Origin of the sequence: Pseudomonas sp. LM13 (assembly GCF_041381355.1) — a bacterium.
Classification (GTDB): Bacteria; Pseudomonadota; Gammaproteobacteria; order Pseudomonadales; family Pseudomonadaceae; genus Stutzerimonas; species Stutzerimonas frequens.
Genome location: NZ_JACBXH010000017.1, coordinates 21,824 through 35,269 on the forward strand (window position 1 = coordinate 21,824; position 13,446 = coordinate 35,269).

At 65.0% G+C, this 13,446-nt stretch carries 13 protein-coding genes and 1 pseudogene; 2 read left to right on the plus strand and 12 right to left on the minus strand.

The genetic code is table 11. The features are described 5' to 3' along the window. Positions 1-2: 2 nt before the first annotated feature. From HZR81_RS12445 to HZR81_RS12500, 12 genes and pseudogenes are all read right to left on the minus strand, one after another. Positions 3-989, minus strand: coding sequence for a type II secretion system F family protein (locus HZR81_RS12445; RefSeq protein ID WP_063543588.1), 987 nt, complete (start codon positions 987-989; stop codon positions 3-5). Further along, entirely contained in the window at positions 986-2,419 is a 1,434-nt protein-coding gene (locus HZR81_RS12450; protein ID WP_063543691.1) for a TadA family conjugal transfer-associated ATPase, read from the minus strand. Before HZR81_RS12450 ends, HZR81_RS12445 begins: the two co-directional genes overlap by 4 nt. Positions 2,420-2,421: 2 nt before the next feature. After that, positions 2,422-3,639, minus strand: coding sequence for an AAA family ATPase (locus HZR81_RS12455; RefSeq protein ID WP_500128259.1), 1,218 nt, complete (start codon positions 3,637-3,639; stop codon positions 2,422-2,424). Continuing rightward, positions 3,633-4,133: a TadE/TadG family type IV pilus assembly protein gene (locus HZR81_RS12460; protein WP_063543591.1), complete on the minus strand. Its 501-nt coding sequence runs from the start codon at positions 4,131-4,133 to the stop codon at positions 3,633-3,635. The genes HZR81_RS12455 and HZR81_RS12460 overlap by 7 nt, the downstream gene beginning before the upstream one ends. Then, a complete protein-coding gene (locus HZR81_RS12465) occupies positions 4,133-4,603 on the minus strand; it encodes a TadE/TadG family type IV pilus assembly protein (protein ID WP_500128260.1) in 471 nt (156 codons plus the stop codon). The genes HZR81_RS12460 and HZR81_RS12465 overlap by 1 nt, the downstream gene beginning before the upstream one ends. Before the next feature lie 9 nt (positions 4,604-4,612). After that, complete coding sequence (locus HZR81_RS12470; protein ID WP_500128261.1) at positions 4,613-5,941, minus strand: TadE/TadG family type IV pilus assembly protein; 1,329 nt, start codon at positions 5,939-5,941, stop codon at positions 4,613-4,615. A gap of 10 nt (positions 5,942-5,951) precedes the next feature. Continuing rightward, positions 5,952-6,221, minus strand: coding sequence for a hypothetical protein (locus HZR81_RS12475; protein ID WP_500128262.1), 270 nt, complete (start codon positions 6,219-6,221; stop codon positions 5,952-5,954). 14 nt (positions 6,222-6,235) lie between these two features. Further along, entirely contained in the window at positions 6,236-7,738 is a 1,503-nt protein-coding gene (locus HZR81_RS12480) for a type II and III secretion system protein family protein (RefSeq protein ID WP_156246076.1), read from the minus strand. A gap of 56 nt (positions 7,739-7,794) precedes the next feature. Then, on the minus strand, positions 7,795-8,586 hold the full coding sequence (gene cpaB, locus HZR81_RS12485; protein ID WP_110777445.1) for a Flp pilus assembly protein CpaB: 792 nt from the start codon (positions 8,584-8,586) through the stop codon (positions 7,795-7,797). A 12-nt stretch (positions 8,587-8,598) separates the two neighbouring features. Beyond that, a complete protein-coding gene (locus tag HZR81_RS12490; RefSeq protein ID WP_063543603.1) occupies positions 8,599-9,921 on the minus strand; it encodes a DUF8689 domain-containing protein in 1,323 nt (440 codons plus the stop codon). Positions 9,922-9,935: 14 nt separating this feature from the next. Then, entirely contained in the window at positions 9,936-10,451 is a 516-nt protein-coding gene (locus tag HZR81_RS12495; protein WP_500128263.1) for an A24 family peptidase, read from the minus strand. A 13-nt stretch (positions 10,452-10,464) separates the two neighbouring features. After that, positions 10,465-10,658: pseudogene (locus HZR81_RS12500) on the minus strand (Flp family type IVb pilin). Positions 10,659-10,996: 338 nt separating this feature from the next. Here HZR81_RS12500 and HZR81_RS12505 point away from each other — a divergent pair. Together HZR81_RS12505 and rimO are read left to right on the plus strand one after the other, a co-directional pair. Continuing rightward, complete coding sequence (locus HZR81_RS12505) at positions 10,997-11,872, plus strand: helix-turn-helix domain-containing protein (protein WP_500128264.1); 876 nt, start codon at positions 10,997-10,999, stop codon at positions 11,870-11,872. A 148-nt stretch (positions 11,873-12,020) separates the two neighbouring features. Further along, a complete protein-coding gene (gene rimO, locus HZR81_RS12510) occupies positions 12,021-13,343 on the plus strand; it encodes a 30S ribosomal protein S12 methylthiotransferase RimO (RefSeq protein WP_125869536.1) in 1,323 nt (440 codons plus the stop codon). The last annotated feature ends 103 nt before the right edge of the window (positions 13,344-13,446 follow it).

Sequence of the window (13,446 nt, forward strand, 5' to 3'; positions counted from 1 at the left end):
GCTCAGACCTGGATACGGATGATCCGGCGGATCCAGAAGATACCCACCAGCATGGCGCCGAACGCCGCCAGGCTGAGCTTCTGTCCGATCGGTTCGTTGATCAGCAGCGGCAGGTACTCCGGCGTAGTCAGCATGATCACCGCGGCCAGAACGAACGGCACGGAGATCAGGACCCAGGCAGACATGCGCCCCTCGGCCGAAAGCGTCTTGACCTTGCGCTGGAAGCGGAAGCGACCGCGAATCAACCGGCTCAGCCGCTCCAGCACCTCGGTCAGATTGCCGCCGGTTTCACGGTGGATGAGGATGCTGGTCACCAGCATCATCACGGTCATGCTGGGCACGCGCTCGAGCAGGCCGAGCATGGCCCGGCGGACGTCGTTGCCGTAGTTCAGATCGGCGAAGGTCAGGCCGAACTCGTGCGCCACGGCGCCCTTCTGCTCTTCGGCCACCAGCCGCAACGTCTCGCCGAACGGATGCCCGGCGCGCAGCGCGCGGCACATGGAATCCAGCGCATCGGCCAGCCCCTCTTCGAACTCGGCGAACCGCTTGCTGCGGTCACCGCTGATCTTCAGGATCGGCAGCCAGAACGCCAGGAAGCCCAGCAGCGGCGCCAGCCACCACAGGCGCAGCAGCATCCAGGTGGCGACCGCCACCAGCACGGCCAGCACCGCGCCCAGCAGGACCACCCGGTAGGCGCGGTAGTCGTGACCGCTCTGCTCGATCATCTGCGCCAGCCGGTCCATCAGCGGCAACTGTTCCAGCGCAGCCTCCAGCGGTGACAGCCGGGTCAGATACTTCTGGCGCAACAGGGTCTGCATGTTCGGCAGGTCGTTGGCCTGTTCCAGCAGGTGCAAGCGCATGCGGATGCGCTTGCGCACCCGTCCGGCCTCGCCGAACACCGGCACCGTCAGCCCCTGGCTGAGCAGGAACACCGCGACGAAGACCATGCCGAGGAAGATCAGGATGAACTCGGTGGGAAGCTGGCTCATGGCTGCGTGCCCTCCATCCAGTCCGGCCGGAACAGCTCCAGCGGCAGCTCGATGCCGCGCTTGGCCAGCACATCACGGAAGCTCGGCACCATCCCGGTGGCCCGGTAGTCGCCGAGCACCTCGCCATGCTCGCCGATGCCACGGCGCTCGAAGGCGAAGATCTCGGTCATGGTGATGATCTCGCCTTCCATGCCGTTGATCTCCTGCACGCTGACCAGCCGACGCTTGCCGTCTTCCTGCCGTTCGAGCTGGATGACCACGTCGATGGCCGAGGCGATCTGCTGGCGCAGGGCCTTGATCGGGAAGGTCGCACCGCTCATCGACACCATGTTCTCGATGCGGCTCAGGGCGTCGCGCGGGCTATTGGCGTGGATGGTGGTAATCGAGCCGTCGTGCCCGGTATTCATGGCTGCCAGCATGTCCAGCGCCTCCGGCCCGCGCACCTCGCCGATGACGATGCGGTCCGGGCGCATGCGCAGGCTGTTGCGCACCAGCTCGCGCTGGTTCACCTCGCCACGCCCCTCGATGTTCGCCGGCCGGGTTTCCAGACGCACCACATGGGGCTGCTGCAGCTGCAGTTCGGCAGAGTCCTCGATGGTGACGATGCGCTCGTCGTGCGGAATGAAGCTCGACAGCACGTTGAGCATGGTGGTCTTGCCGGTGCCGGTGCCGCCGGACACCAGCACGTTCAGCCGGCCCCGCACGATGGCCTTGAGCACCAGGGCGATGGCCGGCGTCAGCGTGCCCATCTGGATCAGGCTCTCGGCGTTCAGCAGATCGACCGCGAAGCGGCGGATCGACAGACTCGGCCCGTCGATGGCCAGCGGCGGGATGATCGCATTGACCCGCGAGCCATCCTTCAGCCGCGCGTCCACCAGCGGCGAGGATTCGTCGATGCGTCGGCCAAGGCTCGAGACGATGCGGTCGATGATGTTCAGCAGATGCCGATCGTCGCGAAAGCGCACATCGGTGCGCTGCAGCTTGCCGTGACGCTCGACATAGACCGAGGCGTGGCCGTTGACCAGGATATCCGACACCGTGCCGTCGGCCAGCAGGGGTTCCAGCGGACCCAGGCCGAGCACCTCGTCGGTGATCTGCTTGATGATCTGCTGGCGCGCCGCCGCGCTGACCGGTGCGGCATGCTCGTCGAGCAGGCGCTGGCAGATCTCGCGGATCTGCCACACCGCATCCGCCGGCTCCAGCGAATCGAGCAGCGACAGGTCCATGACCTTGAGCAGCTGCTGGTAGATCTTTTCCCGCCATTCAGCGTCGGTCGCGCTGAGCTGGCTGCGGGTCTCGTAGAGGCTCTCGACTACCGGCGTTTCCCACGCCATGCCGGTTTCCAGCCGTTCCGGGCCGGGGTTTGGAACCGGCTGCTTGGCCGGGGCTCGCTTGCCTGCCTGCAGGCGGGTACGCAGTTCGCTGAGCATGGTCATCCCCCGAATAGGCGGCCAAAGGTGCGCTTGAGCAGGCCCTGCTCGGCGGTGTCGTTACCGAGCAGGTCCTGGGCCATCTGCCGGATGCCCTGGGTCAGCGGCGCCCGCGGCGCGTGCAGGCCCAGCGGTACGCCGGTGTTCTGACTTTCGTTGATCACCGCGTAGTCGTTCGGCAGCCGCTGCGGCACGCCGCAATGCAGCGCTTCGGCGATGTCCTTGAGGCTGACCGGCGCAGTCTTGTCGTAGCGGTTGACCACCAGCTGCAGGCGGTCGCCGCGAATGCCGAGGTCCTCGCGCATGATGCGTACCAGGCGAACGGCATCCTTGAGGTGACTGAGCGACTGTTGCAGCACCACGTAGACCTGATCGGCCTGCTCCAGCGTGATGCCGGTGAGGTGGTCGATCTGCCGCGGCAGATCGACCACCACCCACTCATAGCTCGAGCGCGCCAGCCGCAGCAGCGCCTCGACCTGCTCCAGCTGGATGTCCTGGGTCAGGCACAGTTCGCTGGCGCGGCCGCCGAGCACATCGAGCGTCGGGCTGAAATGACTGCAGAAGCCGTGCAGCGCAACGCTGTCCAGCTCATCGATCCGCTGCAGCACTTCCATGTGGCTGTGGCTCGGACGCACGTCCAGGCAATGGGCGACCGTGCCGAACTGCAGATCGAGGTCAAGCAGCAGGGTGCGGCGACCATAGGCGCTGAGGCTGTGGGCCAGGTTGCAGGCCAGCATGGTTGCGCCCGAACCGCCCTTGGCATTCATGATCGCGATGACCTTGCCACCGCTCCCGTGCCCGTCACGAGTTTCCAGCGCGATCCGACTGATGGCGGCCAACAGCTCCTGCTCCACCAGCGGCTCCGGCAGGAAGTCGCGGGCACTGGCCTGCATCGCCATACGCATGCAGTCGCGGTCGTCCTGAGGGCCGCAGACCAGCAGCGGCGGCCGCTGCTGGAGCGGGTGCTGCTGCAGCGCAGCGGGTTCCTCGCGCCACAGGTGGCTGACGTGTAGCAGGAGCAGATCGGGCATCTGCTCCAGCCCGTACAGCGGGTCGGTGTGTCCATTGCTCACCAGCCGGGTGCTGGCCTGCAGGCCGGGCAGTTGCTGCGCCAGCGTCTTCAGCCGGGTCAGGGCACCTGCATCGCGGCTGCTGACGAGCAACCGCAGGCCCGGGCCTCCCACCGTGACGCTACTGGGTTTTTCAAGGGTATTCAGCATGGGGTGATCTCCGGAACGGCATCGGGCTCGGCATGACGCCCAAGGCTTTCGCGCGGCAAGGTCGAGGAAAACGGCGGCAGGGTGATCACACCGCTCAACCCGGGTATCAGCAGGTCGAAGGTGAAGTTCTCCACGCGCAGCTGGACGTAGCGGATCGCATTGAAGCCGGTGGCGCTGGCTTGCGCCGGGTTGGCGATCGCCGCACCGTTCTCGTCCAGGTAAACCAGGGTCAGGTCTGCGGTCTCGAGGTTGGCGATCAGGCTGCTGGCACCGCTGTCCTCGGCGGCATTGAAGATCGCCCGGCGCAGGATGCGCGGCTCGTGGATCTCGCACACCGCGGCCAGGCGCGCGCCCCGACGCACCGTTTCGTTGAGCGCGTTGACGGTGAAGAACAGCCGCCCCATCTCCAGCACACCGAACAGCACGATGAACAGCAGCAACCCGACGATGGCGAACTCCACCACGTACACGCCGCGCATGCGTCTGGCGTTCATCACAGCGCCCTCATCACGGTGGTGGCGACCAGCGGAAAACCAAGCGTGGCCCCGCCCGAACCGAAGTTCGGCAAACCGCTGCCGATCAGTGGCTGAAACGTATAGCTGATGCTGACCTGCACGTGGTTGCTGCCCATGGCGCTGACGCTTACCTGAGACGTGCTCAGCCCGCTGACCAGCGGCTCGCTGCCCGCCTGCAGGACCGGGGCGCCGTACACCGCCAGGGTGCGCGCCTGATCGATCATCCCGGCGCTCAGCTCGATCTGACCGAGGGTGCGATTCCACGCCTGCCCGGCGACGAAGCGGCTGGCGTCGCGACTGGCCTGCAGCAGGCTGTTGTACTGAAACAGCATCCGGCCGATCTCGCCCAGCGCCAGCAGCAGCAACAGCAGCAGCGGCAAGGCGATGGCCAGTTCCACCATCGCGAGCCCGCGCTGTCTTGCCCTGGCCGATATTCCCTGGCTGCTCATGGCCGCCTCCTACGAGTCGTTGCTCGGCGTGCGGTTGTTGTCGATGTAGGTCTTGTAGAGCTGGATGATCTGCGGGCCGCTGTCATTCACCGGGTTGCTGTCGGGCACGTTGTCGCCCTCACATTCGCTGACGAACTGGCCGAAGACCTGCGCCTTGTTGCCCGAGCCGGTCGGCAGTGGCTGGACCAGAAAGAAGCAGCCGAAGCCCAGCACCGGCACCGAGGTCTGGCCGCCGGAACTGCCGGTGCAGTTGCCCAGCACAATGCGCAGGATGCGTCGCTCGGAGACGCCGTCAGCGCGGCAGCCGTTGGGGCAGTTGGCCACGCGCTGGCGCCAGTCGTTGTAGTCGAGCAGCGCGGTGCTGGCAGTCGAGAGATCGCCGCCACTGGCGCTGACCACCTCGCCCTGATATTCGGCCTGACCGGTGCTGTCGTTGTAGCTCATGCGCGGCGAGCTGTAGTCGGTGACAAGATCCGGCGGATACTGGTCCGCGCTGCCGGACAGCGCACCGCTGTACTGGCCGAAGCGGGTATTGAAGCCCTGCGACACCGGGCCAATGGTGTTGCCCGGCTCGGTCTCCACCGACTCGCCAACGCTGTTGCATTGCTCGGTGCCGCCGGCCAGCGCCTGACGTACATCCGCAGCGCCACTGCTGTCGCCGAGGCGAATCAGCTGGAAGTTGCCAGGGCCGATGACCGGGTCGTTTCCGGCTGCGCCCTTGAGCACTTCCAGATCGCCGAAGCGATAACCCCAGACCAGCCCGTTGGCTGGATCATGCTGGTTGGGATCGCCGCAGACCATCAGCGGGGCGATGTCGCACGGGCTGGTTGGGCTCGGACCAGCCGTGGCGATTGCCGCGATTTCCTTCTCCGCGTCGTCGCCCAGGGCCTGCAGCATGCCCCAGAAGAAACCCTGCAGCGGCAGCTCGGCAACGGTCACGCGCACGTATCGGGCATCAATCGGCCCCGGAAAGGAGAACGGTCCGTAGACACTGGCCGCCAGATCGACCTGCACGATGGCGCCCGGGTTGTCGCCCAGCGCAGCGGCCAGCTCGTCGTTGCCGGCCGCCTGGGCGTTGAGCTGGAACGTCGCGCGCGCAGCGTCCTGCGTCAGGCTGCCGGCGTTGCCCGACCCCCGCACCTGTTGCAGGGTCTTGGCACCGCTGAGCGCCGCGGCATCCACGGCGTTCTGCAGGCGTGTCTTGTTGAGCAGCATGTGGCTGCCGTCCAGCGCAAGGGTAGCCATGAGCATCATCGCCGCCAGCGCCACCACGACCAACACCATGGCCGACCCACGCTGACGCTGCGGAAATGGACGAACCATGCAGGAGGCGTTCATGACGCGAACCTCAGTTGCCCACGTTGATCTGGATCGGCTGCGCGACCTGCTGGGCATCGCCGGTGGCGCCCCGGTAGCTCTCCATGACCTGCTCGGTCAACGGGCCATCGGTGCCGACCGGCGACAGCGCCGTGCCCGGGTTGGCGGCGACGTTCTTGTCGGCGATCTGCTGGTACAGGGTCGCGTTGACCGTGCTGCTCAGCGAGCCGACACGACCTTCCTGGTAGGGAACGCAGCCGGCCAGCAGGGTGAACAGGCAGGCGTAGGGCAGAACTTTCATGATGGCGACTCCGCTTACTTGAGGTCGTGGCCGAAGCGGCCTTCGCTGATGCCGAGGCTGGCCGGCACTGCCCGGCCGGGCGCGCTGCCCTTGGTCTTGCCCAGCAGGTAGAACTCCGCGTCGCTGGGCTCGACGAAATTCTCGGTCGGCAGGCGCACCGTCCTGGCATCCACCGGTTGTGCCAGGTAAGGCGTCACCAGGATCACCAGTTCGGTCTCGCCGTGGATGAACTGCTGGCTACGGAACAGCTGGCCCAGCACCGGCACGTCACCCAGACCGGGGAAGCGGCTGACGAAGTCGCGGGTGTTCTCGCTGATCAGGCCGGCGATGGCGATCGTCTGGCCGTTGCCGAGCTCGACGGTGGACTGCGCGCTGCGCTTGGTCAGCGACGGGATGACCTGGTTGACGCCGTTGCCGAGGATGCTTTCCAGGCCGGTGTCCAGCACCAGCGAGTTGGCATTGGAGAGCTCACTGACCGAGACATTGAGGTTCAGGTTGATGCGGCCGGAATCGAGCACTACCGGCAGGAACTTGACCCCGACGCCGAATTCCTTGAATTCGATGGTGATGCCGTCGTCCTCGGTGATCGGCACCGGAAACTCGCCACCGGAGATGAACTCCGCCTGCTGCCCGGTCAGGGTGGTCAGCGTCGGCTCGGCGAGCACCTTGGCCGAGCCGTTGTCCTTGGCCGCTTCCAGCACCACGTTGAAGAGGAAGTTGTCGGAGAGGAACTGGCCGAAGATGCCTTTGCCATCGCCGAACAGCGTGGTCGGGTTAACGAATCCGTCCTCGTCGAAGCCTAGCCCCTGGCCATTGTTGAACCCGCCACCCGACCAGCGTCCGGACGAACCGAAGTCCAGCGCGTTGAAGCGCACGTTGAGGTTCTTGAACAGGTTGCGCTGCATCTCGGCGACCTTCACCTCGAGCATCACCTGCTGGCTGCCACCAACGCTGAGCAGGTTGATCAGCTGCAATGGCTCCTGCGGCTGTGCAGCGGCACCGGCACCCTGGCGCTTGGCATCGCCGGCGGCCTGCTCGGCGTAACTGCGCGCCAGCTTGACGGCGTTGTCCATCGCCGCGGCGCTGCTGACCTGCCCACGCAGCACCAGGGCGCCCTGGGCGCTGAAGACCTCGATCGGTTCATTGGGCATGACCTGGTGCAGCTTGCTCTTGAGGCCGCTGAGATCGTGCACCACTTCCAGATCGAGGCTGTCGATCAGGCGATTGCTGCCATCCCAGAGCAGCACGTTGGTGCTGCCCAGCGAACGGCCGAGCAGGTAGAGCTGGGTCGGGCTGGTGATCAGAATGTCGGCAATCTCGGGATTGCCCACCGAGATGCGTTTGACCGCGGTTCGCGTGGTGAGCACGCGCGACTTGTAGATCGGTACCTGGACGTCACTGACGTTCGCCGCCGGGGTGGCAAGGACCACAGGTTTCGTCTCGGCTGCCATCACCAGCCCGGACAGCATCGTGCCCAGCGCCAGCACCAGGGCCCCCACTCTGTGCATGTTGTTCATATCGATCTCCTTGCGTGTCAGCCGTCGTGGCCACGCGCCGTCAGCTGGTCATCGCCTTACAGGCCGACATTGGTCACGTTCACCTGGGTGCCGCGAATGATCGTCACCCCGGGATTGGCCGGTGCGCGGCGCACCACCGGCTTCGGCGCAGCGACTACCGGAGCCACCGGCGGCGGCGCTGCCACGGGCTTTTTCTGGTTATCCAGGGGATTACGCAGCGCCAGTTGCAGACGCCCTTCGGTCATGGCCTTGACCAGCTCTTCGGCTTCCTCGGAACTCATTTCCAGGGTCACGGCGCGCACCACTACCGGCTGGGTCTTGTCGGTACTGGCGGTCTGGTCGACGGCCAGCACGCGCAGGTCTTCGAGAATGGTCTTGGCCTCGGCTTCCTCACCATTGCCCTTGCGCCGGGTGGCCAGTACGTCGACCCGGTTGCCCGGCAGCAGGAAGCCGCCCACGCCCACCACATCGTCGACCCGCACCGACACCGCGCGCTTGTCGGTGGCGATCAGCGACGCCAGCGTGCTGCCACCCAGGTGCTCGGCCAGCCGCGCGCCGCGCAGCACGTCGCCACGCAGCATGCCGAAGGTGGCGATCTTGCCGATCACCTCTTCGGTGCTGGCGAACGAATCGTCCGGCACCGTGCCCTTGGGCATGCGCACCAAGGTCACATGCTGCGCCTCGACCATCTGCCCGAAGGGGATCTCCGTGGTGGCGACCACCACGTTCTGCGACTTGTCGTCCGGCCCGGCATCGAGCCGCGCGCTAAGCCAGCTGTTGGCCATCCAGGCCGCTCCCAGCCCCAGCAGCAGGGACAGCGCGATCAACGTGAAGGTACGTGAGCTCATGTCGGTATCTCCTTATCCAAGGAACTCGAGCTGGACGAAGTAATTGCGCCAGGCCCATTGCAGGTCATCGGGCGTCAACGGACCGCTGCGTTCGGTGTAGCGCTGGCGGTCCAGCGCCATGCCCAGCAGATCTCGCGGATGGCACGGCACCAGCGGCATGCCTTCCGCTTCGTAGAGTTCGCGCAGCACATAGCGCAGCAATTGCGGATCGAAGGCGATGCCCAGGCGCTCGCCTTCCTGTCGCCAGATGCGTTCGTATTCCTGCGGTTTGAGGTAGTTGAAGCGCAGCTTGTAGCCAATCCGACGGAGGAAGGCTTCGTCGGCCAACTCCAGCGGATTCAGGTTGGTGGCGAAGACCAGGACCATGTCGAACGGCAGCACGCACTGCTGCCCGCCGCCGAGATTGAGGAAGTCGCGCTTTTCCTCCATCGGCACGATCCAGCGGTTGAACAGCTCGGCCGGCGGCATGCGCTGCCGACCGAGATCGTCGATGATGTACAGGCCGTTGCTGGCCTTGAGCTGCAGCGGCGCCAGGTAACGGCGGTTGAACGGGTCGTAGCGGACGTCGAGCTGTTCCATGCTCAGCTCGCCGCCCGACACCACCAGCGGGCGCATGCAGCACAGCAGGCGACGGTCGATGCCTTCGCTCAGCAGCAGACTGTTGTACTGATCGCGATCGTCCAGGCGCTGATGGATCTGCGGATCGTAGACCTCCACCACCGCATCGTTGATGGCGATGGCGTAAGGCACCCAGATCGCTTCGCCGAACAGGCGGATCAGACGTCCGCTGATGTAGGTCTTACCGGTGCCGGCCGGCCCGTAGATCATGATGGCGCGGCCAGAGTTCATCGCCACGCCAAGCTGATCGAGCAAATCATCGGCGAGCACCACACCGCTGAATACCGCACGCATCTTCTCGGCATTCACCCGTGCATGGTGGATCGTCTGTACCTTGACCAGTGAACGGTAGGTGCTCACCGGAAACGGCGCCGCACCGATATAGCCGCTGCGCTCCAGCGCATCGCGCGCGGCGTTGCGCCCCCGCTCGGTCAGCCCATAGCGCAGGGCCTGGCCGTTGTGCTGGCCGAGCACCTCGATGCGGCCATCCTTGCGCAGCAGGGCGAGCACCTCTTCCAGCACGGCGCCGGGCAATGCCAGCCGCTCGACCAGACGCGCCATGTCCAGCGCACCGCCTTCGTGCAGATGCTTGCACAGCAGATCGGCGAGCAGCTGATCGCTCAGCCCGGTCTCGGCGATGGTGCGCGGCTGCGGCGCCAGGCGCTGCACCGCTTCGCGCTCGCTCGGGTAGCCATCGCTATCGCTGACTGCGTACATGGCGGCCTCCCGCGCTAGTCGAAGTGAAACCACAAGCTGCTGGCGAACGTGCCCAGCAGGATCGCGATGGCGTAGGGGAACGGCCTGCCGGCGACCTCCCCGGCTGCCGGTGCGAGGTAGCTCTGGCTGCGCAGCATCAGCGCATAGCGTCCGAGCGTCTGCCGCAGCTGGCCGTGCCAGATCACCAAGGCCAGCCCGCAGAGTCCGCCGACCATCAGGCTGGCCGCCGCGGCAGCCAGCGCCTGCTGCGGTGTGAGAAAGGCGCCAACCATGGCCATCAACTTCACGTCACCGGCGGCCATACCACCTGCCGCATACAGCATCAGGAACAGGCCAAAGCCGATCAGCGCCCCCAGCATTCCCAGCCCCAGCCCGCCCAGACCGCCCGCGAAGGCCTGTCCGGCCAATCCCAGTGCCAGCCCGGTCAGGACCAGCCGGTTGGGAATACGGTGGTGTCGTACATCGCTGACCACCGCGTAACCCAACAGCGAGAGCAGCAACAGCTCGCTGGCCCAGCCTTGAATGTCCATAGGAGCTCAGCGCTTAGGCTGCGGGCGTCCCGCCGAGCGCTGTGATGATCTGGTTGATCTTGGCGAGAACTGCCGCGCCCAGATTGGTGAAGGCCAGCGCGACGGCTGCGGTAATCAGCCCCCAGCCACCGCATACTCGACGATGGTCAGCCCGTCTTCGTCCTTCGCGAACTTCAGCACCGCGGTCTTGATCGTTTGAATGGTCATTTCGCTCACCTCACTGAGGAGTGGTTCATCCATCGGTTGGCAGCGCTCCATGCACCGCTGCTGAGGTGAACACTAGTCAGGCAAACGCAGTGGACGTTAGGACTCTTTTGCGCGTTGCTAGCACTCAATTTCCTGAGTCAGCAAAGCTCTGCAATACGCGGTTACAACGACTTGAGGCTCGTCGCATTGGCAACAAACCTCACTGAATCAGCTCGGTATTAACCCTAATAACGGCGATGTGCCATCAGAGGTACGCCTTAGCAGAAACTGTTCTTATCCATAGTGGCCGTTTGCCAATACTGTTTGTAAGGGAAAGTAAAAGGGCAGAGCTAGTAAAGATGTCTAACTCTCCGCAGGGGCCACTGCTTCTTTGGGTGGACCTGACCCACGACCGCAGCACCGAAGCGTTGATGCGCCAGTTCACGGTCTTCAGCGAATGCCGTCTGGTGCAGGCGCACAGCCTGGCGGACAGCGGCCAGAGCCGGCGCGTCGACATGATCTGCATGCACTACGACCGCCCCGATGCCCTGGGCCTGAACCAGCTGCATCAGGTCAAACGGGCCGCGCCGTCCATTCCCATCACCATGTTCACCGTCCAGCATTGCGAAGATCTGGCGATATGGGCGATGCGCTCCGGGGTATGGGAATACGTCACGCTGCCGCTGACCGCTGCCGAGCTACGCCGCTACCGTCTGGCCCTGGATCAGCTGCTGAAGCTGCGCCAGAACGCCCATGCCACACGGCAGCGCGTGGTCGGCGAGCATTATCCGGACCTGCCGCCGAGCATCCGCCTCACGGCCGATCATCAGAGACACCAGCTGCTGGCGCCCGCGCTTTACTACATCGACCTGCACTTTCGCGAGAACCTCGACCAGAAGGAACTGGCGCGGCTGTGCGGCCTGACGCCCTCGCGCTTCAGCCGCCTGTTCAAGGAACTGCATGGCGTCTGCTATCTGGAGTACACGCTGGGCAAGCGTCTGGAGTTCGCCAAGGACCGACTGGGCAACACGCAGATGCCGATCACTACCATCGGCTATGAAGCCGGCTTTCGCGATCTGTCCTATTTCGCGCGCGCGTTCAAGCAGTTCGTTGGCTGTACGCCGAGCGAGTACCGTAACGGCGCCCCTTCCTCCGCAACGATGCTGGCCGAGCAGAACCTGCAGGATGCGACTCGGCCCAGTAGCGACTTGCTGGGCCTGAACATCGGCGCCTGACCGATCATCCCGGTCCTGGCGTCGCGCTTCTGCCAGCGATGTTGATCAACGGACAGACATACGGCTCCTGTCGCAATCTGGCTAAAAAATATCCACATCGGTATACTCGCGCGCCTTTTTAATGCGCGGTTTTCGAGGTTCAAAGTCGATGAGCAAAACGCCAACAGTCGGGTTCGTCAGCCTGGGGTGCCCAAAGGCAACCGTCGACTCCGAACGCATCCTCACCCAGCTGCGCATGGAGGGTTACCAGATCGTGCCGTCCTACGAGGATGCCGATGTGGTGGTGGTCAATACCTGCGGCTTCATCGACAGTGCAAAGGCCGAATCGCTGGACGCCATCGGCGAGGCGATCGCCGAGAACGGCAAGGTGATCGTCACCGGTTGCATGGGCGTGGACGAGAACAACATCCGTGGCGTGCACCCCAGCGTGCTGGCGGTTACCGGCCCGCAGCAGTACGAGCAGGTGGTCAATGCGGTGCACGAAGTGGTGCCGCCGAGCATCGAGCACGATCCCTTCGTCGACCTGGTGCCGCCGCAGGGCATCAAGCTCACCCCGCGCCACTATGCCTATCTGAAGATTTCCGAAGGCTGCAACCATACCTGCAGCTTCTGCATCATCCCCTCCATGCGCGGCAAGCTGGTCAGCCGCCCGGTGGGCGATGTGCTCAGCGAGGCCGAGCGCCTGGTCAAGGCCGGCGTGAAGGAAGTCCTGGTGATCAGCCAGGACACTAGCGCCTATGGCGTGGACCTCAAGTACAAGCTGGATTTCTGGAACGGCCAGCCGGTCAAGACGCGCATGCTCGAGCTGTGCGAGGAGCTCGGCAAGATGGGCGTCTGGGTGCGCCTGCACTACGTCTACCCCTACCCCAACGTCGACGACGTGATCCCGCTGATGGCCGCCGGCAAGATCCTGCCGTACCTGGACATCCCCTTCCAGCACGCCAGCCCGAAGGTGCTCAAGGCCATGAAGCGCCCCGCCTTCGAAGACAAGACCCTGGCGCGCATCAAGCAGTGGCGCGAGATCTGCCCCGAGCTGACCATCCGCTCGACCTTTATCGTCGGCTTCCCCGGCGAGACCGAGGAAGACTTCCAGTACCTGCTCGACTGGCTGACCGAAGCCCAGCTCGACCGCGTCGGCTGCTTCCAGTATTCGCCGGTCGAAGGCGCACCGGCCGAGACCATGGGCCTGGAACCGGTACCGGATGAGATCAAGCAGGATCGCTGGGACCGCTTCATGGCGCACCAGCAGGCCATCAGTGCCGCGCGCCTGCAGCTGAAGGTCGGCAAGGAACTGGATGTGCTGATCGATGAAGTGGACGAGGACGGCGCCATCGGCCGTTCCTGGGCCGATGCCCCGGAGATCGACGGCATGGTCTACGTTGACAGCGAACAGCCGCTGCAGCCGGGCGACAAGGTCCGCGTACGCGTCACCAACGCCGACGAGTACGACCTCTGGGCCGAAGTGATCTGATCCGCTCCGCCTAACGAAAACGCCCCGCTACTGCGGGGCGTATTCGTTTCTGCGCTACAAGTTCTCGTAGGGTGGAAAACGGCGAAGCCTTCTCCACCGCCTG

Bases quoted from the DNA above. Each gene is read 5' to 3' on its own strand.
- HZR81_RS12445 (WP_063543588.1), bottom strand. From the start codon at position 989: ATGAGCCAGCTTCCCACCGAGTTCATCCTGATCTTCCTCGGCATGGTC.
- HZR81_RS12450 (WP_063543691.1), bottom strand. From the start codon at position 2,419: ATGCTCAGCGAACTGCGTACCCGCCTGCAGGCAGGCAAGCGAGCCCCG.
- HZR81_RS12455 (WP_500128259.1), bottom strand. From the start codon at position 3,639: ATGCTGAATACCCTTGAAAAACCCAGTAGCGTCACGGTGGGAGGCCCG.
- HZR81_RS12460 (WP_063543591.1), bottom strand. From the start codon at position 4,133: ATGAACGCCAGACGCATGCGCGGCGTGTACGTGGTGGAGTTCGCCATC.
- HZR81_RS12465 (WP_500128260.1), bottom strand. From the start codon at position 4,603: ATGAGCAGCCAGGGAATATCGGCCAGGGCAAGACAGCGCGGGCTCGCG.
- HZR81_RS12470 (WP_500128261.1), bottom strand. From the start codon at position 5,941: ATGAACGCCTCCTGCATGGTTCGTCCATTTCCGCAGCGTCAGCGTGGG.
- HZR81_RS12475 (WP_500128262.1), bottom strand. From the start codon at position 6,221: ATGAAAGTTCTGCCCTACGCCTGCCTGTTCACCCTGCTGGCCGGCTGC.
- HZR81_RS12480 (WP_156246076.1), bottom strand. From the start codon at position 7,738: ATGAACAACATGCACAGAGTGGGGGCCCTGGTGCTGGCGCTGGGCACG.
- cpaB (WP_110777445.1), bottom strand. From the start codon at position 8,586: ATGAGCTCACGTACCTTCACGTTGATCGCGCTGTCCCTGCTGCTGGGG.
- HZR81_RS12490 (WP_063543603.1), bottom strand. From the start codon at position 9,921: ATGTACGCAGTCAGCGATAGCGATGGCTACCCGAGCGAGCGCGAAGCG.
- HZR81_RS12495 (WP_500128263.1), bottom strand. From the start codon at position 10,451: ATGGACATTCAAGGCTGGGCCAGCGAGCTGTTGCTGCTCTCGCTGTTG.
- HZR81_RS12505 (WP_500128264.1), top strand. From the start codon at position 10,997: ATGTCTAACTCTCCGCAGGGGCCACTGCTTCTTTGGGTGGACCTGACC.
- rimO (WP_125869536.1), top strand. From the start codon at position 12,021: ATGAGCAAAACGCCAACAGTCGGGTTCGTCAGCCTGGGGTGCCCAAAG.